The organism is Duganella sp. BJB1802 (assembly GCF_013369445.1).
GTDB classification, from domain to species: domain Bacteria; phylum Pseudomonadota; class Gammaproteobacteria; order Burkholderiales; family Burkholderiaceae_D; genus Rugamonas; species Rugamonas vulcania_A.
Window position 1 is genome coordinate 80,924 of the sequence record NZ_JABWEF010000003.1, and the last position, 25,323, is coordinate 106,246.

The 25,323-nt window shown below is 64.6% G+C and carries 21 protein-coding genes; 8 read left to right on the top strand and 13 right to left on the bottom strand.

Annotated elements, in window-relative coordinates; translation table 11 throughout:
• Window positions 1–3 precede the first annotated feature (3 nt).
• Window positions 4–1,221: a urate hydroxylase PuuD gene (locus HUX88_RS05770; RefSeq protein WP_176361140.1), complete on the bottom strand. Its 1,218-nt coding sequence runs from the start codon at window positions 1,219–1,221 to the stop codon at window positions 4–6.
• 118 nt (window positions 1,222–1,339) lie between these two features.
• Here HUX88_RS05770 and HUX88_RS05775 point away from each other — a divergent pair, with 118 nt between their 5' ends.
• Together HUX88_RS05775 and HUX88_RS05780 are read left to right on the top strand one after the other, a co-directional pair.
• Window positions 1,340–2,275 (top strand): LysR substrate-binding domain-containing protein, encoded by a 936-nt coding sequence (locus HUX88_RS05775; protein WP_161083796.1) that lies wholly within the window; start codon window positions 1,340–1,342, stop codon window positions 2,273–2,275.
• A 59-nt stretch (window positions 2,276–2,334) separates the two neighbouring features.
• On the top strand, window positions 2,335–4,098 hold the full coding sequence (locus tag HUX88_RS05780) for an allantoate amidohydrolase (RefSeq protein ID WP_176361141.1): 1,764 nt from the start codon (window positions 2,335–2,337) through the stop codon (window positions 4,096–4,098).
• Here the strand turns inward: HUX88_RS05780 and HUX88_RS05785 are convergent.
• From HUX88_RS05785 to HUX88_RS05830, 10 genes are all read right to left on the bottom strand, one after another.
• A complete protein-coding gene (locus tag HUX88_RS05785; RefSeq protein WP_176361142.1) occupies window positions 4,089–5,456 on the bottom strand; it encodes a tetratricopeptide repeat protein in 1,368 nt (455 codons plus the stop codon). The two genes, HUX88_RS05780 and HUX88_RS05785, sit on opposite strands and share 10 nt — an antisense overlap.
• A gap of 4 nt (window positions 5,457–5,460) precedes the next feature.
• Window positions 5,461–7,128 carry a bifunctional diguanylate cyclase/phosphodiesterase gene (locus HUX88_RS05790; protein WP_176361143.1) on the bottom strand — a complete coding sequence of 556 codons (1,668 nt, stop codon included), beginning with the start codon at window positions 7,126–7,128 and terminating at the stop codon, window positions 5,461–5,463.
• Between the two features lie 82 nt (window positions 7,129–7,210).
• A complete protein-coding gene (locus HUX88_RS05795; RefSeq protein WP_176361144.1) occupies window positions 7,211–8,446 on the bottom strand; it encodes a Zn-dependent hydrolase in 1,236 nt (411 codons plus the stop codon).
• A gap of 18 nt (window positions 8,447–8,464) precedes the next feature.
• Complete coding sequence (hydA, locus tag HUX88_RS05800; RefSeq protein WP_176361145.1) at window positions 8,465–9,859, bottom strand: dihydropyrimidinase; 1,395 nt, start codon at window positions 9,857–9,859, stop codon at window positions 8,465–8,467.
• 20 nt (window positions 9,860–9,879) lie between these two features.
• Window positions 9,880–11,361 (bottom strand): NCS1 family nucleobase:cation symporter-1, encoded by a 1,482-nt coding sequence (locus tag HUX88_RS05805; RefSeq protein ID WP_176361146.1) that lies wholly within the window; start codon window positions 11,359–11,361, stop codon window positions 9,880–9,882.
• A 61-nt stretch (window positions 11,362–11,422) separates the two neighbouring features.
• Window positions 11,423–12,718, bottom strand: a complete 1,296-nt coding sequence (preA, locus tag HUX88_RS05810; protein WP_161095515.1) for an NAD-dependent dihydropyrimidine dehydrogenase subunit PreA — start codon at window positions 12,716–12,718, stop codon at window positions 11,423–11,425.
• Window positions 12,718–14,088, bottom strand: coding sequence for an NAD(P)-dependent oxidoreductase (locus tag HUX88_RS05815; RefSeq protein ID WP_217916241.1), 1,371 nt, complete (start codon window positions 14,086–14,088; stop codon window positions 12,718–12,720). The genes preA and HUX88_RS05815 overlap by 1 nt, the downstream gene beginning before the upstream one ends.
• Before the next feature lie 37 nt (window positions 14,089–14,125).
• Complete coding sequence (locus HUX88_RS05820; RefSeq protein WP_117013111.1) at window positions 14,126–15,628, bottom strand: CoA-acylating methylmalonate-semialdehyde dehydrogenase; 1,503 nt, start codon at window positions 15,626–15,628, stop codon at window positions 14,126–14,128.
• A 22-nt stretch (window positions 15,629–15,650) separates the two neighbouring features.
• Window positions 15,651–16,766, bottom strand: coding sequence for an alanine dehydrogenase (ald, locus tag HUX88_RS05825; protein ID WP_176361147.1), 1,116 nt, complete (start codon window positions 16,764–16,766; stop codon window positions 15,651–15,653).
• Between the two features lie 13 nt (window positions 16,767–16,779).
• Window positions 16,780–18,096 (bottom strand): aspartate aminotransferase family protein, encoded by a 1,317-nt coding sequence (locus HUX88_RS05830; protein WP_117013109.1) that lies wholly within the window; start codon window positions 18,094–18,096, stop codon window positions 16,780–16,782.
• A 190-nt stretch (window positions 18,097–18,286) separates the two neighbouring features.
• On the opposite strand from HUX88_RS05830, the gene HUX88_RS05835 reads away from it, so the two are divergent.
• Both HUX88_RS05835 and HUX88_RS05840 read left to right on the top strand, forming a co-directional pair.
• Window positions 18,287–19,762 (top strand): PLP-dependent aminotransferase family protein, encoded by a 1,476-nt coding sequence (locus tag HUX88_RS05835; RefSeq protein ID WP_176361148.1) that lies wholly within the window; start codon window positions 18,287–18,289, stop codon window positions 19,760–19,762.
• On the top strand, window positions 19,744–20,424 hold the full coding sequence (locus tag HUX88_RS05840; protein WP_117013107.1) for a TetR/AcrR family transcriptional regulator: 681 nt from the start codon (window positions 19,744–19,746) through the stop codon (window positions 20,422–20,424). The genes HUX88_RS05835 and HUX88_RS05840 overlap by 19 nt, the downstream gene beginning before the upstream one ends.
• Here the strand turns inward: HUX88_RS05840 and HUX88_RS05845 are convergent.
• Window positions 20,387–21,241, bottom strand: coding sequence for a choice-of-anchor A family protein (locus HUX88_RS05845; RefSeq protein ID WP_373886754.1), 855 nt, complete (start codon window positions 21,239–21,241; stop codon window positions 20,387–20,389). The two genes, HUX88_RS05840 and HUX88_RS05845, sit on opposite strands and share 38 nt — an antisense overlap.
• 148 nt (window positions 21,242–21,389) lie before the next feature.
• Window positions 21,390–22,472, bottom strand: a complete 1,083-nt coding sequence (locus tag HUX88_RS05850; protein WP_229213128.1) for a collagen-binding domain-containing protein — start codon at window positions 22,470–22,472, stop codon at window positions 21,390–21,392.
• Window positions 22,473–22,620: 148 nt separating this feature from the next.
• On the opposite strand from HUX88_RS05850, the gene HUX88_RS05855 reads away from it, so the two are divergent.
• The 4 genes from HUX88_RS05855 (at window position 22,621) to HUX88_RS05870 (ending at window position 25,294) form a co-directional block, all read left to right on the top strand.
• Window positions 22,621–23,193, top strand: coding sequence for a GNAT family N-acetyltransferase (locus tag HUX88_RS05855; RefSeq protein ID WP_176361150.1), 573 nt, complete (start codon window positions 22,621–22,623; stop codon window positions 23,191–23,193).
• Between the two features lie 129 nt (window positions 23,194–23,322).
• Window positions 23,323–23,586, top strand: coding sequence for a hypothetical protein (locus tag HUX88_RS05860; RefSeq protein WP_117013104.1), 264 nt, complete (start codon window positions 23,323–23,325; stop codon window positions 23,584–23,586).
• Window positions 23,583–24,512, top strand: a complete 930-nt coding sequence (locus HUX88_RS05865) for a sensor histidine kinase (RefSeq protein ID WP_117013103.1) — start codon at window positions 23,583–23,585, stop codon at window positions 24,510–24,512. The genes HUX88_RS05860 and HUX88_RS05865 overlap by 4 nt, the downstream gene beginning before the upstream one ends.
• Window positions 24,512–25,294, top strand: coding sequence for a LytTR family DNA-binding domain-containing protein (locus HUX88_RS05870; RefSeq protein WP_117013102.1), 783 nt, complete (start codon window positions 24,512–24,514; stop codon window positions 25,292–25,294). The genes HUX88_RS05865 and HUX88_RS05870 overlap by 1 nt, the downstream gene beginning before the upstream one ends.
• Window positions 25,295–25,323: the final 29 nt, after the last annotated feature.

Here is a 25,323-nt window from a genome sequence, read left to right on the forward strand (position 1 = left end):
CTCTCACTTTGCACCGGACTCGAACCAGGCCGCGATCTGCGCCCGTTCGGCATCCGTCATATTGGTCAGGTTCGCAAGCGGCATGGCTTTGAGCTGCACCGATTGCTTGTAGATTTTTTCCGCGTTCTGATGCACCTGCTCCGCGCTGTCGAGCATCACGCCGGCGGGCGCCGTCGCAAAGCCGGCCTGCGAAGGATGCGCGGAGTGGCAGGCCACACAGCGCTGGTCGATGACGGTCTTCACCTTGGCGAATTGCGCCGCCGGATCGGCCGCAGCCGCCACCGCCACGGGACGCGCCGGCGCGATCGCCACCGCAACGCCGATCAACAGCGCCACACCGATGGCCGGATAGCGCCATTCCACGCGGCCCTTGTGGCGCAGGTTGAAGAAGTGGCGAATGAACACGCCGGCCGCCATGATGAAGGCCAGCACCAGCCAGGCGTGGTCGTTCCGGTAGGTCATCGCGTAGTGGTTGCTGATCATGATGAACAGCACCGGCAGCGTGAAGTAGTTATTGTGGACGCTGCGCTGCTTGGCCTTCTGGCCGTGCACAGGATCCGGCAGGCGGCCGGCCGACATGGCCTCCACCATCTTGCGCTGGCCGGGAATAATCAGCATCAGCACATTGCCGACCATGATGGTGCCGATCAGCGCGCCGACGTGGATGTAGGCGGCGCGGCCGCTCAACACATGGGTGAGGCCATACGCGGCGCCGACGATCAGCGCGAACACCACCACGCCGAACCACATGTCGCGCTTGCCCAGCGGGGAGCGGCACAGCAGGTCGTACACAGTCCAGCCGACGACCAGCGTGCCGACGCCGATGCCGACCGCCTGCCAGCTGCCGATATCGGCCACCGACTTATCGATCATCATCGCCTGCGCATTGAAGTAGTAGGCGATGGTCAGCAGCGCGATGCCGGACAGCCAGGTGGTATAAGCCTCCCATTTAAACCAGTGCAGCTCCTTCGGCAGTTCGGCCGGCGCCACCAGGTATTTTTGCGGGTTGTAGAAACCGCCGCCGTGCACCGCCCACAGTTCGCCGGACACGCCCTTCTTCGCCAGGTCCGAACCTGGAGCCGGCGGGCGGATCGAGTTATCCAGCCAGACGAAGTAGAACGAGGCGCCAATCCAGGCGATGCCGGTGATGACGTGCAGCCAGCGCACGATCAGGTTCAGCCACTCAAGGCCGTACGGGATCAGATAGGCGAATAATTCCATGGGTGCTTTCAGGGTAAAGAGTGTGGCTAATTTACAGAAGATAAACGGATTTGACGCCGACCACATGAACATTAGAGTATATTAAACATATCCGATTCCGTATAACAGAAATACTCACATGGCCGCCCTGCCGCAACACCTGGATCTGCATTTGATCCGCATCCTCTACCTGCTGCTGGTTGAGAAGAACGTCTCACGCGTCGCCCTCAAACTGAATCAGCCGCAGCCCTCGATCTCCGCGTCGCTGCGCAAGCTGCGCGAGCTGACCGGCGATCCATTGCTGGTGCGCGGCGCGCGCGGCATGGTGCCGACCCAGCACGGAGAAAGCCTGCTGGTGCCGGCCAAGCGCATCCTCGACGAGACCGAGAACCTGTTCCTGAAGAAGACGCCCTTCGTGCCACAGAACGAGGCGCGCACCTTCCACATCGCCGCGCCGGACTACCTGGACAGCCAGTTCCTGCCCAACCTGGTGGCGATGCTGCGGCGCGGATCGCCCAACAGCCGCGTGAAGATCCACAGCCTGGGGCCGGGCGTGGACTACGTGCGGCTGCTGTCGGACGGCGACATGGACCTGGTCATCGCCAACTGGGACGAACCGCCCGAGCACCTGCACATGTCCAAGCTGTTCGAGGACCCGATCATCTGCGTGATGCGTTCCGACTGCCCGTACGCGCTGCGCACCGGCAGCGAGGACATGACGCTCAACGACTACCTGTCCCTGCCCCACGTGGCGCCGACGCAGATCCTGCCCGGCTACCACGGCGTCATCGACGACTTCCTGGAGCGCCAAGGCCTGCAGCGCAACGTCGCCGTGGAATCGGCCTACTTCGGCCTGATCCCCTACATGCTGACGCAGACGGACTTGGTGCTGACCACCGGCCGCCAGTTCGTGCGCTACTACGAGCGCAATATGCCGCTGAAGACGTACACGGTGCCGGTCAAGTTCCCGGCGATGCGCTTCTACCAGCTGTGGCACGAGCGCGTGCACCAGGCGCCGGAGCACAAATGGCTGCGCGAGCAGGTCTCGACGGCGGCCAAGGCACTCGGCAAATAATAAACCTTAATGGATACCGCATATAACTGCAGGGCGCAGTCGCGGTTACACTAAGCGCCATGACTACACTTTCCGAATTAAACAGCTGCGACGCCGCCACCTTCACCGACCGCCTGCGCGGCATCTACGAGCACTCGCCGTGGATACCGGAACGGGCGGCGGCGCAGCGGCCCTTCGCCAACGCCACCGCGCTCAAGCTGGCCTTGCAGGCGGTCGTCAGCGCCGCGTCGCTGGACGAGCAACTGGGCCTGATCCGCGCCCACCCGGAACTGGCCGGCAAGGCCGCTGTCGCGGGACAGCTGACGGCCGAATCGACCAACGAGCAAGCCAAGTCGGGCCTGCACCTGTGCAGCGCCGAGGAATTCGCCGTGCTGCACCAGCTGAACGCGGACTACAACGCCAAGTTCGGTTTTCCCTTCATCCTCGCCGTCAAAGGCCCGGACGGACAGGGGCTGACGCGACGCGCCATCATCGCCACCTTCACGCGCCGGCTGAAGAACCAGCGCGCCGACGAAGTCGCCGAGTGCCTGCGCCAGATTAAGCGCATCGCCGAACTGCGCCTGAACGACCTGCTGGGCGTGACGCTGGACTTCGGCCCCACCATCATGCAGTGGTGCGAGACCATAGCCGCTTGGAGCGACACCGACAACAGCGCCGACGCGGACTTCGACCTGACCTGCGCCTACATGACGCCAGCGCACCGCAGGACCGCCGCGCAGCTGCTGGACTGGATGCGCGAAGCCGGCATGGACGCGCACATCGACGCCGTCGGCAACGTCGTCGGCGTCTACCGCTCGGACGCGCCGGGCGCGAAAACGCTGATGACCGGGTCGCACTACGACACGGTGCGCAACGGCGGCAAGTACGACGGCCGCCTCGGCATCCTGCTGCCGATCGCCATCGTGCGCCACCTGCACCAGCGCGGCGAAAAGCTGCCCTTCCATTTCGAGATCGTCGGTTTTGCGGAAGAGGAAGGCGTGCGCTTCAAGAGCACCTTCCTGGGCAGTAATGCGGTCACGGGCCGTTTTGATTTGTCGCTGCTGGACCAGACCGACGCCGACGGCATCACCATGCGCGACGCGCTGCTGGCAGCCGGCCATGACGTGGCGCGCATTCCCGCCATCGCGCGCGATCCGGCGCAGTTGCTGGGCTTCGTGGAAGTCCATATCGAACAAGGCCCGGTGCTGCTGGAGCGCGACCTGCCGCTGGGCGTGGTGACGGCAATCGCCGGCAGCTCGCGCTACCTGGTCGAACTGACCGGCCTGGCCAGCCACGCCGGCACCACGCCGATGACGATGCGCAGGGATGCGGCGGCGGCGGCGGCGGAAATCGTGCTGCTGGTCGAGCGCCGCTGCGCGCAGGGCGAGTCGCTGGTCGGCACGGTCGGCCAGTTGCAGGTTCCCGGTGGTTCGGTCAACGTGATCCCCGGCGCGTGCAAGCTGTCGCTCGATATCCGTGCCGCCGACGACGCGGTGCGGCTGGCGGCGGTGAAGGATGTATTGGACGGCATCGCGGCGATCTGCGCGCGGCGCCAGGTGGAGGTGAGCTGGCAGCAGATCGTTGACGCCACCGCCGCGCCATGTGCGCCACGTTTGATGCAGCAGTTCGGCGCCGCCATCGAGCGCACTGGCTTGCCGCGCTTCGACCTGCTGTCCGGCGCCGGCCACGATGCGATGGCGATGGCCGCGATCACCGATGTGGCCATGCTGTTCACGCGCTGCGGCAACGGCGGCATCAGCCACAATCCGCTTGAGACGATGACGGCGGACGACGCCGACATCGCCGCCCAGGTGCTGCTGGACTTCGTGCGCAGCTACGCCTGATCGCTGGCCGCCGGCGTGCGCTGGCAAAGCTCGGCCAGCGCGGCGGCCACTTCGGCGATCACCGGCGCCCAGCCACCGCCCTCGGGCTGGCGGAACAGGCGCATGGACGGATACCATGGTGTGTCGCTGCGCTCCGTCATCCAGCGCCAGTCGCAGCGATAGTCGGGCAGCAGCAGCCAGCATGGCTTGCCCATGGCGCCGGCCAGATGCGCCACCGCCGTGTCCACGCTGATGACCAGGTCAAGATTGGCGATGACGGCCGCCGTGTCGGCGAAGTCGCGCAACTGCGGGCCGATGGCCTGCAGCGTCATGCCGGCGGGTGGAGCCAGCGCCTCGTCCTCGCCCGGCCCTTTTTGCAAGCTGATGAAATGCGCTCCCGGCGCGGCAGCCAGTGGCGCCAGAACCTGCAACGACGGCAGCGAACGATCCGCGTCGTTCTCAAAATCCGGATTGCCCTTCCACGCCAGGCCAACGCGCAAGCCATGCGCCGGCAGCTGCGCGGCCCAATGCCGCATCAGCTCCGGCTCCGCCGCGAGATAAGGGATTGCCGCAGCGTTGCATTGCGCGGGCAGCCGCATCGGATGCGTCCAGTAGTCCCAGCCATCGGCCGGCACCGCATCTTCCAGCGCATATACCTCGTCGACGCCGACCAGCGTGGCGAACAAACGCTTCAACCCTGCGTGGCATATCACGGCGACGCGCGCAGCGCCACGCTCCTTCAGCGATGAGGCGTAACGGCAGAACTGAATCATGTCGCCCTGCCCCGCCTCCAGCACGATCACGATGGACTTGCCCTGCAGCGGCTCCCCCTCCCAGCGTGGACAGGCGAAGGTATGCGCGAAGGAGTCGAACTGCCAGCGCGCCTCCAGCAGCGGCCAGCCTTCTTCAAACCGGCCTTGACGCAGCAGCACGTAGGCCAGGTTGAAGCGCGTCCGCGCATGATCGGGGTCCAACGCCAGCGCACGGCGGTAGCACTGCTCGGCCTCCTGCTCGCGCTTGACGCAGGCCAGCAGCACGCCCAGCTGGCTCCATGCCGCCGGCGAGTCCGGAGCCAATTCCACCGCCGCGCGTGCGGCCGCCTCGGCTTCATCGAAGCGCTTCGCCTGCAACAGTAGCACACCGAGATTCTGGTGGAGCTGCGCATGATCGGGCATCAACGCCAGCGCCAGTCGATAATGGAACTCCGCCTCCGCGAGCGCACCCTGGCGCTCCTTCAGGTATCCGAGGTTGGCGCGCGCCGCGCCGTGCATGGGCTCCAGCACCAACGCCTGCAGGTAGCAGTCCTCCGCAACGGCGAAATCGCCGGCGGCCATGTGGTGGTTTCCATCGAGGTAGGCTTGCTGCGGATCTGAATGCATCGATTTACAAGTTTGCGATCAACGCCAGCAGCTCGGGTTCGGGCAGCGGCTTGCTGAACAAATAGCCTTGATAATACTGGCATCCCTCCGCAATCACAAAGTCCAGTTGCTGCTGCGTCTCCACGCCCTCGGCCAGCACCGACATGTTCAGCGCCTTGCCCAGCGAGACGATGATGCGGACGATGGCGGCGCCGCTGTCCTCTTTTGCGGCACCCCAGATGAATGAGCGGTCTATCTTCAGCTGATCGAGCGGCAGCCGGTGCAGATACGACAGCGACGAATACCCGGTACCGAAATCGTCCAGCGCGAAGCTGACGCCGGCGGCGCGCAGGCGCTGCATCTTCTCGACCGTGCCGCCGACATCCTTGAGCAGCAGGCTTTCCGTCAATTCGAGCCGCAGCCTGTCGGCGCGGGCGCCGGTTTGCGCCAGCGTCTCCAGCACATGCTCGACGAAATCCGGCCGGTGGAACTGCGAGGCGCTGACATTGACCGCCATCTCCAGCCCGGCCGTGCGCGCATCGCCGGCCCAAGCCGCCAGCCGCTGGCAAGCCTCGCGCATCACCCAGCGCCCCAGTGGCAGGATCAGGTTCGACTCCTCCGCCACCGGTATGAACTCGGCGGGCGGCACCAGCCCTCGCTGCGGATGGGCCCAGCGCACCAGCGCCTCCACGCCGGCCATGGCGCCGTCCACGCACATCAACGGCTGGTAGTGCAGCACGAATTCGCCGTTGCCCAGCGCACGCCGCATGTCCGCCTCCAGCGCCGCCCGAGCGCTGACCCTTGCCTGCATCGCCGGATCGAAGAATGAGATGGTATTGCGTCCTGCGGCCTTGGCCTGGTACATGGCCAGGTCGGCGCGCTTGAGCACCTCGTCCACGCTGCCGCCGCTGAACACCGTGATGCCGATGCTGGGCGTGCTGTATTGGTCCATGCCGTCGATCGCAAACGGCTCGCCGAACGCATGAACGATCTTGAGCGCGATCTCCTGCGCAGCGGCGGCGGCATCGTTCTCCGTGGTGCCCAGTTCCTCCAACAGCACGATGAACTCGTCGCCGCCGAAGCGCGCCACCGTATCGCAGCCGCGCACCTCCGTGCGCAGACGGGCGGCGACCATCCGCAGCAGCATATCGCCTTTGTCGTGGCCCCGGGTGTCGTTGATGGTCTTGAAGTTATCCAGGTCGATGAACAGCAGCGCGCCCAAGTGGCCCAGCGAGAGCGCGTGACCGGCGCGGTCCAGTAGCAATTGGCGGTTCGGCAGGCCGGTGAGCTGGTCGTAGAAAGCCATGCTGTGGATCTGGGCCTCGGCGGCCTTGCGCTCGCTGATGTCGCGGAAGTAGATCGTCAGGCCGTCGTCCGACGGATAGGCGCGGATCTCGGTCCACAGGTCGAGCGGCACATAATGCTCCTCGAACGCCACTGGGCTGTTGGTCTCCACCGCCTGCAGGTAGGCGCGGTGGTACGGGCCGTCCACCGCTTCCGGGAAGACCTCCCACACGTTCCGGCCCATCACCTCCGCGCGTCGCACTTGCAGCAGGCGCTCCGCGTTGCCGTTCATGTAGCGTATGTTCCAGCTGCGGTCCAGCACCAGGACCGCATCGGAGATGCTTTCCAGTGTGACCGCAGGGCAGCCTGTCTCCAGCGCCGCCGCCTGGGATTGGGGTGGTTCTAGCATGTTGGAAGCCGGGAGAACATGACGCGTTCCGGCAGACTGGCTAGCCTGCCTGTAGTCAGTATGCTCCCCGGCCCGGCGACGGTCAAACTATACGGGCGCGCTCCAGCATCGCATGCAACAGAACGTTGCAGCCCGCCTCCAGGTGTTCGGACTTGGCATCCTCGATTTCATTGTGGCTGATGCCATCCTTGCAAGGTACGAAGATCATGCCGGCGGGCGCCAGGCGCGCCGCGTAGATCGCATCGTGGCCGGCGCCGGAAACCACGTCCATGGTCGAGTATCCCAGCTTGGCGGTGGCGTTGCGCACCGCGTCCACGCACTCAGGATGGAACGGGCATGGCGGGTAGTACGACACGCGTTCGATCGAAATCTTCAAGCCGGTTTCGCTGCGGGTCTTGTCGATAAAGGCCAGCATCTCCTCGTGCATGGTGTTGAGCAGCTCATCGTTCACGTTGCGCAGGTCGATGCTGAATTTGACCTCGCCCGGTATCACGTTGCGGCTGTTCGGGAACACCTGCACCATGCCCACCGTGCCGCGTCCATACGGCGGATAGCGGTTGGCGATGGCCACCACCTCCTGCATGATTTTGGTCGACACCTGCAGCGCATCCTTGCGCAGGCCCATGGGCGTCGGGCCGGCGTGGGCTTCCATGCCGCTCACCACGCAGTCGTACCAGGACAGGCCCATCACCGCAGGCACCACGCCAATCACCTTGTCGGCGTCTTCCAGCACCGGGCCTTGTTCGATATGGGTTTCGAAGTAGGCGCCGATCGGATGGTCGCCCGGCACCTGCGTGCCCTTGTAGCCGATGCGTTCCAGTTCCTCGCCGACGGTCTTGCCCTCGGTGTCCTTGGCGGCGTATGCCGTCTCCAGGCTGAAGGCGCCGCAGAACACGCCGGAGCCCATCATCACCGGCACGAAGCGCGAGCCTTCCTCGTTGGTCCAGAAGGCGACTTCGATCGGCGCCTCGGTCTTGATCTTCAAGTCGTTCAGCGTGCGCACGACTTCGAGGCCGGCCAGAACGCCGTAGTTGCCGTCGAATTTGCCGCCGGTCGGCTGGGTGTCGATATGGCTGCCGGTCATCACCGGCGGCAGCGCGTTGTTGGTGCCGTCGCGGCGCATGAAGACATTGCCGATCTGGTCGACCGTCACCGACATGCCGGCGGCCTTGCCCCAGCCGACCACCAGGTCGCGGCCCTGCTTGTCCAGGTCCGTCAGCGCCAGGCGCTTGACGCCACCCTTGGCGGTGGCGCCTATCTGTGCCAGTTCCATCAGCGCCGCCCACAGGCGGTCGCCATTGATGCGCATTTCGCTCATTACACTGCTCCTCTTTGTTTAGCGCGCCGACGCCGGCTTGAACGCCGGCCGGTCGATATGACGGCCCGCACCCTCCACCGCCATCAGCACGCCGCGATGGAACACCACGTTGCCAGCGGCCAGCGTGGTGCTCGGGATGCCGCGCACGGTGCGGCCTTCGAATACGTTAAAACCGCCCTTGGCAAACTGCGTCAGCGACGATATGGTGCGGCTGCCTTCAGGGTCCCAGACCACGATGTCGGCATCGGCGCCAACGGCGATCACGCCCTTGCGTGGATACATATTGAAAATCTGCGCCGCGTTGGTCGATGTCACCTTGACGAATTCCGACGGCGTCAGCAAGCCGGCGTTGACGCCCGCGTCCCACACCACGGACATGCGGTCCTCGACGCCGCCGCAGCCGTTGGGGATCTTGGTGAAATCGTCCCTGCCCGCCGCCTTCTGCTCGGCGCAGAAGGTACAGTGGTCGGTCGCGGTGGTGTGCAGGTTACCGCCCTGCAGACCATGCCACAACGCGGCCTGGTGGTGCTTGCTGCGGAACGGAGGGCTCATCACATGGCCCGCCGCGTAATCCAGGTCCTCGCTCTGGTACACGCTGTCGTCGATGACCAGGTGGCCGGCCAGCGCCTCGCCATACACGCGCTGCCCGTTGGCGCGCGCGCGGGTGATGGCGTCCAGCGATTCGGCGCAGGAGACGTGGACGATGTACACCGGCGTGTTGAGCACATTGGCGATCGCGATGGCGCGGTTGGCCGCTTCCGCCTCCACCGCCGGTGGGCGCGACAGCGGATGCGAACTCGGTCCGGTCAGGCCCTTCTTCAGCAAGTCCTGCTGCAGCTGATAAACCAGCTCGCCGTTCTCCGCATGCACGGTGGGAATCGCGCCCAGTTCCAGCGAGCGGCGGAAGCTCTTCACCAGCGTCTCGTCGTCGGCCATGATAGCGTTCTTGTACGCCATGAAGTGCTTGAAGCTGTTGACGCCATGGTCGCGCACCAGGATGCCCATGTCGCGATGCACCGTCTCATCCCACCAGGTGATCGCCACGTGGAAGGTGTAGTCGCCGGCCGCCTTCTGCGCCCAGCCGCGCCACTGGTGATAGGCCTCGATCAGGTTCTGCTTCGGCGCCGGTATCACGAAGTCCATGATGGTGGTGGTGCCGCGGGCCTGGCGGGGGGCGGTGCCGGTGTAGAAGTCGTCCTGCGTCACGGTGCCCATGAAGGGCAGGTTCATGTGGGTGTGCGTGTCTATCCCGCCCGGTATCACGTACTGGCCGCTGGCGTCGATCACCTTGGCCGAATGCGGCGCCTCCAGGTTTTCGCCGACGGCGACGATCTTATCGCCAAAGCACAGCACATCGGCACGAAAAGCGCGGTCGGCGTTGACGACGGTGCCGCCGCGGATGATAGTTGTCATAGACGTCTCCTGAATCTCTTTTAGGGATGGGCCGCCCGCACCGCGGGCACCGCTTTGCCCTTCATCATAACCCCATACACCAGCGCGGAAACAGCGATTCCCACAAACCATGCGTAGGTGTAGATGGTTTTAAAACCGGACGCCACATCCTGGAAGGACGCGGGGAACGCGGCGTTGAGGAAGCCCGGGATATTCGGCAGCACGCCGGCCACGAAGGCCACCAATGCGGCCATGTTCCAGCCGTTGCCATATGAGTACTGGCCGTCCTCGCGATACAGTTCGCCGACATTCAGCTCGGTCTTGCGCACCAGGTAGTAGTCGACGATCAGGATGCCCGCGATGGGGCCGAGCAGCGCCGAGTAGCCAATCAGCCAGGTGAAGATGTAACCCTGCGTGGATTCGAGTATCTTCCACGGCATCATCAGGATCGCGATGGCGGCGGTGATATAGCCGCCCACCTTGTACGAAATCTGCTTCGGCGCCAGCGACGAAAAATCGTAGGCCGGGCCGACCAGGTTCGCGGCCAGGTTGACGGAGACGGTGTCGATCAATAGGATCAACAGCGCGACCAGCACGGCGGCGCCGGTCATGCGGCTGGACAGGTCGACCGGATCCCAGATCGCCTTGCCGTACAAGACCACCGTGGCCGAGGTGACGATCACCGCCATCATCGCCAGCAGGCCCATAGGCACCGGCAGGCCGACCGACTGGCCCAGCACCTGGTCTCGCTGCGATTTGGCGAAGCGGGTAAAGTCGGGAATGTTCAATGCAAGCGTGGCCCAGAAACCGACCATCGCCGTCAGCGAGGGCCAGAAGGTGGACCAGAACTGGCCGGCCTTCTTGCCGCCTTCGACAAACTGCGAAGGCGCCGACAGCAGGTCGCCGAAGCCGCCGGCCTTGTTGTAGACCCATCCCAGCAGCACGAAGCAGATCAGGATCTTCAGCGGCGCGGTGTAGGTTTCCAGTTTGCGGATCGCGTCCATGCCGTGCACGATGTACCAGAACTGCACGCCCCAGAAAGCCAGGAAGCAAAGCAGCTGCGCGCCGTTGATGCCCAAGCCCGCGATCTTGGCGCCGCCGATTTCGCCGCCCATCATCACGCCGAGCAGCGTGTAGATCATCTGCCCGCCGAACCAGGTCTGGATGCCGTACCAGCCGCAGGCGACGATGGCGCGCATCAGCGCCGGCAGGCGCGCGCCGGCGGTGCCGAACGACGAACGGGCCAGCACCGCATACGGAATGCCGTACTTGGTGCCGGCATGGCCGATCAACAGCATCGGCAGCAAAACGATAGCGTTCGCAAGGAACACCGTGAGCACGGCCTGGTAGCCGGACATGCCCCCTTCAATCAAACTGGCGGACAGCGTGTAGGCCGGTATGCACATCACCATGCCGACCCACAGCGCGGCGAAGTGATACCAGCGCCAGGTACGTTGCGCCGCCGTTGTCGGGGCCAGGTCTTCGTTCCAGAGTTGCGTGCTGCCAGAGAGTTCTTTGCTCACGGGGCTTTCTCCAAAGGGTTATGTATCCTTCTATCGCTGCAAGTTCCGTACCTTATACCGTTTATACCGTTTCCGCCGCCTTGACGTTCTCCGCGCGCGGGTTGCGCGGGTCCTGCGTCCAGTTCATGTATGGCTTGCCTGTCTCCTGCGGCACCATCGTGATGCAGCCCTGCACCGGGCAGGTGATTTCGCACAGGTTGCAGCCCACGCATTCCTCCTTGATCACCTCATACGTGCGCGTGCCGGTGGCCGCGTCGATCAACTGCGCGATCGACTGGTGCGACGTATCCTCGCACGCCACGTAACAGCGGCCGCACTTGATGCAGTCGTCCTGGTTAATCTGCGCGATCACCTGATAGTTCATGTTCAGGTACTTCCAGTCCGTCGTATTCGGCACCGCCTTGCCGACGAATTCGCTGATGCTCTTGTAGCCCTTCTCGTCCATCCAGCGCGACAGGCCGTCCTTCATCTCTTCGACGATGCGGAAGCCGTGCAGCATGGCCGCGGTGCAGACCTGCACGCAGCCCGATCCCAGCGCCATGAACTCCGCCGCGTCGCGCCAGTTGCCGATGCCGCCGATGCCGGAAATCGGCAGGCCCTTGGTCTGGGGATCGCGCGCTATCTCGGCCACCATGTTCAGCGCGATGGGCTTGACCGCCGAACCGCAGTAGCCGCCGTGGGTGCTGGCGCCGCCGACGATGGGGAAGGCCACCATCTGGTCCAGGTCCAGGTGCGTGATCGAGTTGATGGTGTTGATCAGCGAGACCGCGTCCGCGCCGCCCGCCTTGGCCGCGCGCGCCGGTGCGCGCACGTCGGTGATGTTAGGCGTGAGCTTGACGATGACCGGCAGCTTGGAGTGCGTCTTGCACCAGCGCGTGACCATCTCCACGTATTCGGGAACCTGGCCCACGGCCGCGCCCATGCCGCGTTCCGGCATGCCGTGCGGGCAGCCGAAATTGAGCTCGATGCCGTCGGCGCCGGTGGCTTCCACCAACGGCAGGATGTCGGCCCACAGCTTCTCTTCGCACGGCAGCATCAGCGAAACGATGATGACGCGGTCCGGCCAGTCCTTCTTCACCTGCGTGATCTCTTGCAGGTTGATTTCCAGCGAGCGGTCGGTAATCAGCTCGATGTTGTTGAAGCCGATGACTTCGCGGTTCTTGCCATAGTGCGCGGAGTAGCGCGACGACACGTTGACTGCGGCCGGATCCTCGCCCAGCGTTTTCCACACCACGCCGCCCCAACCCGCCTCGAATGCGCGCACCACGTTGTAGGCCTTGTCGGTCGGCGGCGCGGAGGCCAGCCAGAACGGGTTGATGGACTTGATGCCGCAGAATTCTATGCTCAGGTCAGCCATTATGCAGCCTCCTTCATACCGTTGATGTCTTGGTGAATGGCGTGTGCCGCCAGTTTTCCGTGCTGTACCGCCTGCACGGTCAGGTCCTGTCCGGGCGCCACACAATCGCCGCCGGCGTAGATACGCGGCAGGACTGTGCGGAACTGATCATCGACGTGGATTTTGTCGCCGTCGCGTTTCAGCGTTTTCGCCAGTGGATCACTGATGCTCTTTTCGTCCATGCCCTGGCCGATGGCTTTGAAGATCGCGTCTGCCGCGATCTCGAAAGTCTCGCCGGTGCCGGCCAGACGGCCGTTGACGATTGCGGTTTTCTCGAAGCGCATGCCGCGCACGCGGCCCGCTTCATCCAGCAGCACTTGCTGCGGCTGGGCCCAGGTACGCATGCGGACCTGATTTTCCTTCGCAATGTGTTGTTCGTGTTCGGTGGCGCTCATCGCGTCGAAACCGCGCCGGTACACCAGCGTGACCTCTTCCGCGCCCAGGCGCTGGATCTGCACCGCCATGTCGATGGCGGTATTGCCGGCGCCGATGACGATGGCGCGCGCGGGCAGCGGCAGCTTGCTCAGGTCATCGGCCTGGCGCAGCGCGGCGATGTAGTCGACGGCGGCCAGCAGGCCGGGGGCGTCCTCGCCGGTCAGGCCGAGCTGCTTGCTGGCGCCCAGGCCCAGGCCCAGGAACACGGCGTCGTACTGCGCGTGCAGGTCCTTCAACTGCACATTGCCGCCCAGCGTCTGGCCATGCTTAATTTCGATGCCGCCGATTTGCAGCAGGAAGTCCACTTCCTTCTGCGCGAAGTTGTCGGTCAGCTTGTACTTGGCGATGCCGTATTCATTCAGGCCGCCGGATTTTTCCTTGGCTTCGTAGATCACCACGTCGTTGCCCAGCATCGCCAGGCGGTGCGCGCACGACAGGCCGGCGGGGCCCGCGCCGACCACGGCGATCTTCTTGCCGGTGGAGGCGGCGCGCTTGAACGGATGCTCGGTGATGGTCATGTTGTCGATGGCGTAGCGCTGCAGCAGGCCGATCTTCACCGGCTGGCCTTCTGCGTCGTGATTGCGCACGCAGGCGTCCTCGCACAGGATCTCGGTCGGGCAGACGCGCGAGCAGCTGCCGCCCAGGATGTTCTGCTTCAGGATGCCGACGGCCGCGCCGTCGACATTGCCCTCGTGGATATTGCGGATAAAACTGGCGACGTCGATATCGGACGGGCAGATGCGCGTGCACGGCGCATCGTAGCAATACAGGCAGCGCGAGCTTTCGATCGCGGCCTGGCGCGCATTCAGCGCGGGGGCCAGGTCGGTGAAGTGTTCCGCCAGTGCGGCATTGGCTTCCTTCGGCTGGGGCATGTATTTGAGAGATTCGATCATCATACGATTTCCTGGCTATGCATGGTGGCTGTGGTGGCGATTACTTCATCTGAGGGAATGCAAATTCTGCGCCAGCGCTTGCGGTGTTCGGCCAGCGCTGCATCACCGCCTTGTGGCGTGTGTAGAAACGCACGCCTTCAGGGCCGTAGGCGTGATGGTCGCCGAACAGGCTGCGCTTCCATCCGCCGAAACTGTTGAAGGCCATCGGCACCGGCAGCGGCACATTCACGCCCACCATGCCGACCTGGATCTGCCGCACGAACTCGCGCGCCACGCCGCCGTCGCGCGTATAGATCGCCACGCCGTTGCCGTACTCGTTACGGTTGATAAGCTCCACCGCGCTGCCCACGTCCGGCGAGCGAAGCATGCACAGCACGGGGCCGAAAATCTCTTCCTTGTAGATCGACATATCCGGCGTGACGTGGTCGAACAAAGTACCGCCGATGAAGAAGCCGTTCTCGCGTCCCGCCACGACATGGTTGCGGCCATCGACCACCAATTTGGCGCCCTGCTCCACGCCTTCGCCAATCAAGCGCTCTATGCGCTGCTTGGCCGCGCTGGAAACGACCGGTCCCATTTCCGCATCCGACGCCATACCATCGCGCACTTTCAGTGCGGCGGTGCGCTTTGCCAGTGCATCGACGATCTTGTCGCCCGCATCGCCGACCGCGACCACGACGGAGATCGCCATGCAGCGTTCACCCGCCGAGCCATACGCCGCGCCCATCAGCGCATCGACGGTCATTTCCATGTCCGCATCCGGCATGACGACCATGTGGTTCTTCGCGCCGCCCAAAGCCTGCACGCGCTTGCCCGCAGCGCAGCCGCGCGCGTAGATGTATTCGGCGATCGGCGTCGAGCCGACAAAGCTCACCGCCTGCACCACTGGATGGTCGAGCAGCGCGTCGACGGTGACCTTGTCGCCCTGGATGACGTTGAACACGCCGTCCGGCAGACCGGCTTCCTTCAGCAGCCGCGCATGCAGCAGCGACGGCGACGGATCGCGCTCGGAAGGCTTGAGGATAAAGGTGTTCCCGCATGCCAGCGCGACGGGGAACATCCACATCGGCACCATCACCGGGAAGTTGAACGGCGTGATGCCGGCCACCACGCCCAGCGCCTGGCGCATCGACCACGCGTCGATACCGCGCGAGATCTGGTCGGTGAATTCGCCCTTCAGCAGCTGCGGAATGCCGACCGCGAATTCCACCATCTCGATGCCGCGCGCCACCTCGCCCTGCGCGTCGGCGAAGGTCTTGCCGTGTTCGCGCGTCAGCATCGCCGCGAATTCGTCGGTGTGCTGCTGGCACAGCTGCAGGTATTTGAAAAGAACACGGGCACGCGTCAGCGGCGGCGTGGCGGACCACGACGGGAATGCTTTTTCCGCCGCGCGCACGGCGGCATCGACTTCCTCCGTCGTACCCAGGGCGACCCTGGCCACCGGCTCCCCCAGCGCGGGATTGAACACGTCCGCATAGCGGCCGCTTTGCGTATCGACTTTACTGCCGTTGATGTAGTGGGTGATGGTGTCCAGGTCGCTCATGATCTTCTTTCAAATTTCGGGATCAGCCCAGCAGGCTGTCCGCGTCAACATAGGTATAGCCAAGGCCGTGCGCCACCGCTTCGTAGGTGACGTGGCCGAGACAGACATTCAAACCGTTCTTCAAGTGCGGATTGGCTTTCAGCGCTTTCTGCCAGCCCTTGTCGGCCAGCGCCAGCGCGTGGCCGATGGTTGCGTTGTTCAACGCGAAGGTCGACGTGCGGGCCACCGCGCCCGGCATGTTGGCCACGCAGTAGTGGATCACGCCATCGACCACGTAGGTCGGCTTTTCGTGCGTGGTGGCGTGCGAGGTTTCGAAGCATCCGCCCTGGTCGATGGCCACGTCCACCACCACCGCGCCCGGCTTCATGCGCGCGATCATTTCCTTGGTCACCAGCTTGGGCGCCGCCGCGCCGGGCACCAGCACGCCGCCGATCACCAGGTCCGCGTCCAGCACCGCCTCTTCGATCGAATGCGCGTTCGAATACATGGTCGAGATGCGGTTGCCGTAGATGAGGTCCAGCTGGCGCAGGCGGTCGATGTTCTTGTCCAAAATCGTCACGCGCGCGCCGATGCCGACCGCCATCTGCAAGGCATTGGTGCCGACCACGCCGGCGCCGATGATGGCGATGTGGCCGGGCGCCACGCCAGGCACGCCGCCCAGCAGCAGGCCCATGCCGCCCTTGGATTTCTCCAGGTGCGCGGCGCCGGCCTGGATCGACATGCGCCCCGCCACCTCGCTCATCGGCGCCAGCAGCGGCAAGCCGCCGTTGGCGCCGGTGATGGTTTCGTAGGCGATGCACACCGCGCCCGATTCCACCAGCGCCTTGGTCTGTTCCGGGTCCGGCGCCAGGTGCAGGTAGGTGTACAGGATCTGGCCCTTGCGCAGCATCGCGCATTCTTCCGGCTGCGGCTCCTTCACTTTGACGATCATCTCGGCGCGGGCGAAGATTTCCGACGCCGCTTCGATGATGGTGGCGCCGGCGCCTTCATACATCGCATCGCTCAAGCCGATGGCGACACCGGCGTTTTTTTGTACAAGTACTTGATGGCCACGCAATACGAGTTCCTTCACGCTGGCCGGGGTAAGGCCAACGCGGGACTCCTGGTTCTTGATCTCTTTTGGGACGCCTACCAGCATGGTGTTCTCCTCGTTAGTTTAAGTTTTTAAGTACCGTCGTCAGCTTTCCAAAAAGTTCGTCGATGTGTTTTTTCTCCAGCACCAGCGGTGGCGACAGAGCGATGATGTCGCCGGTGGTGCGTATCAGGATGCCGTCGGCGAAGGCCTGCTTGAACGCGGCGAACGCGCGCGCGCCAGGCTTGCCGGCGATGGGCGCCAGCTCGATGCCGGCGATCAGGCCGATGGTGCGGATGTCGATCACGTGCGGCAGGCCCTTGAGCGAGTGCACCGCGTCGGCCCAGTATTCGGCCATGCCGGCGGCGTGTTCGAGGATCTTCTGTTCCTTGAACACTTCCAGCGTCGCCAGCGAGGCGGCACAGGCCACCGGGTGACCCGAGTAAGTGTAGCCGTGGAACAGCTCAATGCCGGCCGGCGCTTCCATGAAGGCGTCGTAGATGAACTTCTTGCTGAACACCGCGCCCATCGGAATCACGCCGTTGGTCAGACCCTTCGCGGTGGTCATCATGTCCGGTTCGACGTCGAAGTAGTCGGCGGCGAACGGCGTGGTCAAACGGCCGAAGCCCGTGATCACCTCGTCGAAGATCAGCAGGATGCCGTGCTTGGTGCACAGGTCGCGCAGGCGCTTCAGGTATCCCTTCGGCGGTATCAGCACGCCGGTGGAACCGGCCACCGGCTCGACGATCACCGCGGCGATGGTCGACGCGTCATGCAGCGCGACGATGCGTTCCAGTTCGTCGGCCAGCTCGGTGCCGTATTCCGGCTCGCCGCGCGTGTAGGCGTTCTTCTCCAGGTTGTGGGTGTGCGGCAGATGGTCGACGCCAGGCAGCATCACGCCGTACGGCTTGCGGTTGCCGGCGATGCCGCCCACCGAGATGCCGCCGAAGCCGACGCCGTGGTAGCCGCGCTCGCGGCCGATCAAACGCGTGCGGCTCGCCTCCCCGCGCGCCTTGTGGTACGCCAGCGCGATCTTCAGCGCGGTGTCCACCGCCTCGGAACCGGAGTTGGTGTAGAACACCTGGCCGAATTTGTGGTTGGTGTACTCCATCAGCTTTTCGGCCAGGTCGAAAGCGGCCGGGTGGCCCATCTGGAAGGTCGGCGCGAAATCGAGCTGGCCCACCATCTCGCGCACGGCGGCGACGATCTTCGGCTGCGCGTGGCCGCACGGCACGCACCACAGGCCGGCGGTGCCGTCCAGGATGGTGTTGCCGTCCACGTCCTTGTAGTACATGCCTTCCGCCGACACCAGCAGGCGCGGATGGGCTTTGAAATCGCGGTTGTTCGTAAAGGGCATCCAGAAGGACGCCATCGATTCAGGTCGGGACTCGTTCATGCACATCTCCTAGGAACTGACTTGCGGATTTTTTTGACGAACCGTAAAAAAATTTACCAGTTGGCAAAATGATGATGCAATAATAGACAGCGCAACAACTATGGCACAGATACACAAATATCAAAACTGTCCAACCGTACTGGCAACAAAAACACTACAGTTTTGCTTTCCGCAGCAGATGGAGTCAAGGATGGAACCAGCGATTTCTGTGATCGATCAAACCGGCTGCGCGCCCGAAGCGGCGGGCTGGCCGGCGCTCGCCATAGAGCGCAGCAAGAAAGGCAGCCTGGTCGAACAAATCGTCGCCGCCATCAGCGCGATGGTGGGCCGCAGGGAGTTGCGCATAGGAACGAAAATGCCGTCGGTGCGGCAATTTGCCAAGTGTAATGGCATCAGCACCTTTACAGTTGTCGAGTCCTACGACCGGCTGGTGACGCTGGGACTGTTGTCATCGCGCCGCGGTTCCGGCTATTTCGTGGCCCGCCAGGACGTGCCGGCCACGCTGCTGCCGTCCACGCTGCAGGCCACGCCGACCGCCATCGACGCCCTCACCCCCGACCTGTATTCCGGCACCTCCGAGGCGCTGGCCGTGGGCGCCGGCTGGCTGCCGCCCGAATGGTACGGCGAGGACACCATCCTCGACGCCGTGCGCCAGGCGATGCGCATCCCGGCCACGCGCCTGCGCGGCTACGGCCATCCGCTGGGCTTTCCGTCGCTGCGGCAGCAGCTGTCGTCCACGCTGAGCGACGAGCTGTTCCCGGTCGAGCCGGAACAGGTGCTGCTGACCCACGGCGCCACCCACGCCTTCGACCTGGTCCTGCGCACGCTGACCAAGCCGGGCGACACCGTGTTTGTCGAGGATCCCGGCTACAGCAACCTGCTGTCGCTGATACGCCACCACGGCTGCGTGCCGGTCGGCATACCGCGCGGCGAGCATGGCCTCGATTTCGACACGCTGGCCAGGCAGGCCGCGCAAACCCAGCCCAAGCTCATGTTCGTCAACACGGTGCTGCAAAACCCGCTGGGCACCTCGCTCAGCGCGGCGCAGGCGCATCGCCTGCTGGGTCTCGCCGAGCAGTTCGATTTCTGGCTGGTGGAGGACGACATCTACCGCGAGCTGGCGCCGCGCGGCGAGGCCTCGCTGGCGGCCATGGACGGCCTGCGGCGCGTGATCCGCGTCGGCAGCTTCTCCAAGACGCTGTCGCCGGTGCTGCGCGTCGGATCGATCTGCGCCTCGGCCTCGCTGATCCCCGAGCTGCTGCGGGTGAAGATGCTGGCCGGCCTGACCACCTCCGAGATCAACGAGCGCGCCGTCTACCACGCCATCACCGCGCGGCCCTACAAGCGCATGGTGGACAAGCTGGCCGCGCAGCTGGCGGCCGGCCGCGAACGCGCCATCGACAGCCTGCGCAGCGTCGGCATGGAGCCGCTGGCGCGCCCGCGCGGCGGCATGTTCGTCAGCGCCGGCTGGGACCAGGCGCCAACCGCCGAATGGAACGGCAAGATCATCGCCGACCTGGCGCTCAAGTCCGGCATCCTGCTGTCGCCGTGCGATTTCTTCATGCTGCGTGCGCCGGAATCGATCTGGTTCCGCTTCAACGTCGCCTACACCGACCACCCACAACTCCTGACCTTCCTGAGACTCACATGCCGACAGCAAAACTGAATGCCGAGCCAGCGCCGAAGATCAAACGGCGCGTTCTCAATCGCGACAAACTGGAAGCCGACATCGCCGCCGAGGCGGTGCGGGTGTTCGCCGAGTGCGGCTACGAGGGCACGTCGATCGCCACCGTGGCGGAGAACGCCGGGCTGTCGAAACAGAACCTGATGTACTACTTTCCCACCAAGCAGGCGCTGTACCAGCGCGTGCTGGACGAGGTGCTGGACGAGTGGCTGGAACGGATGGAGAACCTGGCCGCCGGCGACCAGGATCCGCGCGACGTGCTGCGCACCTACGTGCAGGCCAAGCTGAAGTTCTCGCGCGAACAGCCGTGGGCGTCGCGCGTGTATGCGATGGAGGTGATCAGCGGCGCGCAGCTATACGGCGCGCAGATCCAGAACCGCGTGGTGCCGCTGGTGCGCAAGGATATCGAGGTGTTCGAGAAGTGGATCAGCGAAGGGAAGATCGCGCCGATCAACGCGACCCACCTGCTGTTCGCCATCTGGGCGATGACGCAGTCCTACGCGGACTTTTCGGCGCAGATGGCGCTGGTGTTGAACCGCAAGCAGCTGACCAAGAAAGACTTCGACGATGCCGAGAAGGTCATCGTCGACATGGTGCTGTCGGCGATCAGCGTGCCGCCGCCTGCTTGCGACGGCGCGCCATGAAGCCCACCAGGCCCAGGCCGGCCAGCATCATCGCATAGGTTTCCGGTTCCGGCACGGCGGTGGTGTAGCCGTTCACGCTGACCGGCTTGAAGAAGTGATCGGCGTTGATCTGCACCGACGAGCTCCACGAATTGACGATCACGTTGCCATCGATCACACCGCTGCCGCCATCCACGCGGGCCAGCGGCGCCAGGATGTTGGCGGTCAGGCCGGTGTGGATGCCCAGGTCGGTCGCCTGGTAGAAATTGAACAGCACGTTGTAGTTCTCGAAGCCCTGGTAGCCGCCGTTGAAGCTGGCCTTGTCGCCGCTGACGTTGAGGATCAGCGTGGAGCCGGCGTTCAGGCCGCTGAAGTTGAAGTAGCTGACGTTCGACAGTGTCTTGGCGTCGATGTCGATCACTTCCACGCTCTTCTTGCTGCCGGCGATATTCAGGCCGCCCCACTGCTCGGTGGCGGTGCCGGTGGTCGACAGCTTGGACAGCGAGCCGGAAGTGGCCGTCAACTGGCCGGCCAGCGCGTTCATGTTGACGGGCGCGGCGCCAGTCTTGATCTTCGAATACACGTCGACACTCTGGGTCAGGCTGGCCTTGCCGCCCACGTAGGTGTCGCCGTTCTTGATCGAGCCGCTGGTGAATTTCAGGTCGCGGCCGGCGATCAGCGAATAGCCGCCGAAAGCGTCGACGTTGTTGGCATTGACGGAGTAATTGGCCAGCTGGACGTCGCGGCCGGCCAAGATGGCGCCCTGGACGTCGGAGCTGGGCGCCTTGAAGTCGGTGAACGCGAACACATTGGCGCCGTGCAGACTCAAATCCAGCACGGCAGCCTGCGCGCTTCCCAGGGAGGCGATTGCAATAACGACAGCGGAAACAGCGGATTTCGTAACGGCGACCATGAATAATTCCTTGATAGCAATTTAAATTACTTCAAGGATATCACATCTATTGCCGCACGGCACTCCTCCGCGATTATTTTTTGCGCCGCAGCATCGCCCCGACCAGACCCAGGCCAGCCAGCAGCATGGCGTAGGTTTCCGGCTCGGGCACCGGTGCGGTCGGCACCGTGCCGGTGAAGCTCTGCAGGTGGATCTCGCCGAACTGGTTCAGCGTCTTGGCGAACACGCCGCCTTCGACGTTGGCGCCGCCGACGTTGCTGAAGGTGCCGTCCGCCACCAGCACCTGGCCGCCGAAGGTGCGGCCGACGGTGACGCTGTTGTCATGGCCGGCGAAGTTCCAGATCAGCTTGCTGCCCAGGGCCTGCGCCTGGTTGAAGTTGGCGGACAGGCTCAGGTTGCTGTCGTCGGTGTTGAAGATCACCGTGCTGGCGCCGTTCAGGTTGAACGAAATGTCGGTCACCTTGCTCGAGAAGATCTTGCTGTCGTCCTTGGTCAGGTCGAACACCAGCACGCCGTTGACGGCGGTGCCGCTCAGCAGCACGTTGCTGTCGTTGTTGCTGTAGGTGACCTTGGTGCCGTCCGTCGCGTGCATCGCCGACAGCTGGCTCGACAGGCCGGTCATCACCGCGCCGAAGTTGGTCGAGGTCGACGCCGCCAGCGTGCTGTTCATCGCACCGGTCGGCGCGGCCAGCACCCTGCCCGGGTTGACGTTGATGTTGGTGTAGCTGGCCGCGTGGATGCCGCCGTTGAAGTTGCCGCCGTTGGCGGCGCCGACGATCCAGGCGTCGCCGTTGAAGCTGGAGCCGCTCGCGGAGCCGCCCACGTACGCGGAACCGTTGTTGACGTTGATGCCGTTGGCGTCGCCGCCGGTCACCAGGCCCAGGCCGTTCACGTGCACGTTGCCGCTCAGGGTGCCGCCCACGGTCAGGCCGGCGTAGGCCGAGGCTGGCGTGTCGTTCACGTGCTGCACATAGTCGCCGCCGTTGGCGTTCTGGCCCACGTAGGTCCGGCCGTCGACGTGCGAGGTCGAGGTCAGGTTGCCGCTGACGACGACGTTAAATTGTTGCAGCATCTGGTTGGCGGTCAGCGGGGCGGCGTAGGCGGTTCCCGACAGCAGGGTTGCGGCGGCAAGGGCGATGCAAGTGCGAGCGATCATGGAAAGGTCCCTGGGTAAAATATTAGAAAATTAACGACTATTGCCCGAATAATATCATTATTTCCCAAAGTTAGCATTACGAAAATCACCAACCGCCCACCGAAATCCGCTAAGCTGGAAGGCCACCAGCCCTCACAAGACGACCAGCATGCCCAGTTTCGAGCCCATCCAGCTGCACACCGACCGCCTGACGCTGCGCTTCGTCGACAGCGGCGACGCCGACGCCCTGTTCCGCCTGTTCTCCGATCCGCCCGCGCTGCGCTACTGGAGCAGCGGCCCCTGGCTGCATGCCGCCCAGGCCGTCGACAACATCGAGCAAACCCTCAAGGGCTACCAGGACGGCAGCGCGCTGCGCCTGGCGATGGTGCTGCCGGACGGCGAATTGATCGGCACCGTCACGCTGTACGCCTTCGACCGCCGCAACCACCGCTGCGACATCGGCTACATGCTGGCGCGGCCGCACTGGGGCAAACGCTACATGCAGGAAGCGCTGGCCGCGCTGATCGCCTACGGCTTCGGCCCGCTGGAGCTGCACCGCATCGAGGCCGATATCCATCCCGACAACATTGCCTCCGGCCGCATCCTGGAAGGCCTGCATTTCCAGCGCGAGGGGCTGCTGCGCGAGCGCTGGTTCGTCGGCGGCGAAATCTCGGACAGCGTCATCTACGGCCTGCTGCGCAGCGACTGGAACGCTGCAACAAGCGTTACGCGGCAGCACTGAATTACCCGCCGCTTATCCTGCGGAATAGCCGGCCATCCCGCTCAAACCGCAGTTGATCGGAATCCGCAACAGCACGCCGCCGCGCTTTGCTACAGTGATTCCATCGCAACGATTTTGATGGAGCCTCAAATGAGCAAATTCAACAGCCAGGCCGTGATGGATCTGATGGAAGAAATCTTCCGCGCCTTCGCGCAGACCGTGCGCTACGGGCTGCGGCTGGTGCGGCGCATGTCGCCGCCGGCGCTGCTGGGCGCCGCGCTGATCCTGGCCTTCATCCTCAGCATCCTGCCGCTGGCGCTGGTGCTGTTCGCCTTCTTCATGCTGCTGAAGATCGCGGTCGGCGTGTGCGTGATCGGCGGCCGCCGCCAGCGTCGCCGGGAGCACCAGCAATGAAAAAACGCGGGCTGGCCAAGGCCGGCTACGACAACGCCAAAAGCCTGCTCGACATCGTCCGCGAGATCGGCGAGACCGCCACCAGCATGTGGTGGCGCTTCTTCGACTGGCTGGCGCAGGTGGAATGGCGCAAGCTGATGATGGTGTGGCTGCTGTTGCTGCTGTTCGGCCTGACGCCGTTCGGCTTGCCCAAGCAGACCGCCGCCTTCATCGCGCTGTCGCTGGGCCTGAAGGTGCTGGCCGGCGGCAAGCGCAAGGCCGAGATCGAGGCACGCGACGCCACCAGCCACGCCGACGAGGAAGGCATGGAGCGGCGCGTGGTCGAGGCGCGCATGGCGGCGCTGCAGGCGCAGGTCGAGCCGCACTTCCTGTTCAACACGCTCGCGCTGATCGGCCAGCTGATCGAGACCGATCCGCCGCAGGCCGCGCGCATCCACCAGAACCTGATCGACTACCTGCGCGCCACGCTGCCGCAGATGCGCGCCAAGGGCGCCGGCACGCTGGGCCGGCAGATCGAGATGTCGCGCGCCTACCTGGCCATCATGCAGGCGCGCATGGGCGCGCGGCTGGCGGTGTCGATCGACGTGCAGCCGGAAATGCTGAGCGCCACCTTCCCGGTGATGATGCTGCAGATCCTGATCGAGAACGCCATCAAGCACGGGCTGGAGCCGAAGATCGAGGGCGGCCGCATCGACATCCGCGCCAGCGTCGACGGCGCCATGCTGCAGGTGGACGTGCTGGACGACGGCATCGGCTTCAACCTCCACGCCGGCGACGGCATCGGACTGGCCAATGTGCGGGAGCGCCTGCGCATCCTGTACGGCAACCGCGCGCAGCTGGTGATCGAAGCGCCGCTGACCGGCGGCACGCGCGCCAGCATCCGCATCCCGTATGCGCCGGATATTTTCGCCGGGAGCTCAACATGATGAACACCATACCGGGCGGCCAGCGCCGCGCCACCGCGCTGATCGCCGACGACGAGGAACCGATGCGCCGCCAGCTGCGCGCGCGCCTGCTGGAGGCGTGGCCGGGACTGGAGATTGTCGCCGAGGCGGCCAACGGCATCGAGGCCGTGGCGCTGGCCGGGCAGTACCAGCCCGACATCGTGTTCCTCGACATCCGCATGCCCGGCCTGTCCGGCATCGAGGCGGCGCGCATGCTGTTCAACCGCTGCCACCTGGTGTTCGTGACGGCCTACGACCAGTATGCGATCGAGGCCTTCGAACAGGGCGCGCTCGATTACCTGCTCAAGCCGGCCGGCGGCGAACGCCTGAAGACCACCTGCGCGCGGCTGCAGACACTGATCGGCCAGCAGCCGTCCAACATCGAGCGGCAACTGAGCCAGCTGTTGTCGAGCCAGAGCAAGCCGGCCGCCAGGCCGGACTACCTGCGCTGGATCCAGGCGGTGGTGGGCAGCAACCTGCGCATGATCAGCACGCGCGAGGTGCTGTTCTTCCGCGCCGACGAAAAGTACACGCGGGTGCAGACCGCGCAGGCGGAGGTGTTGATACGTAAAACGCTGAAGGAGCTGGTGGACGAACTGGACCCGGACGAATTCTGGCGCATCCATCGCTCGACGCTGGTGCGGGTCGACGCCATCGAGGAAGTCACGCGCGACTTGCGCGGACGGCAGATGGTCAAGATCCGCAACTTCAGCGAGCAGCTGGAAGTCAGCCGGGGCAACACCCATTTGTTCCAGCAAATGTAATCGCCCCCTGAGCGTTATCAATATATACT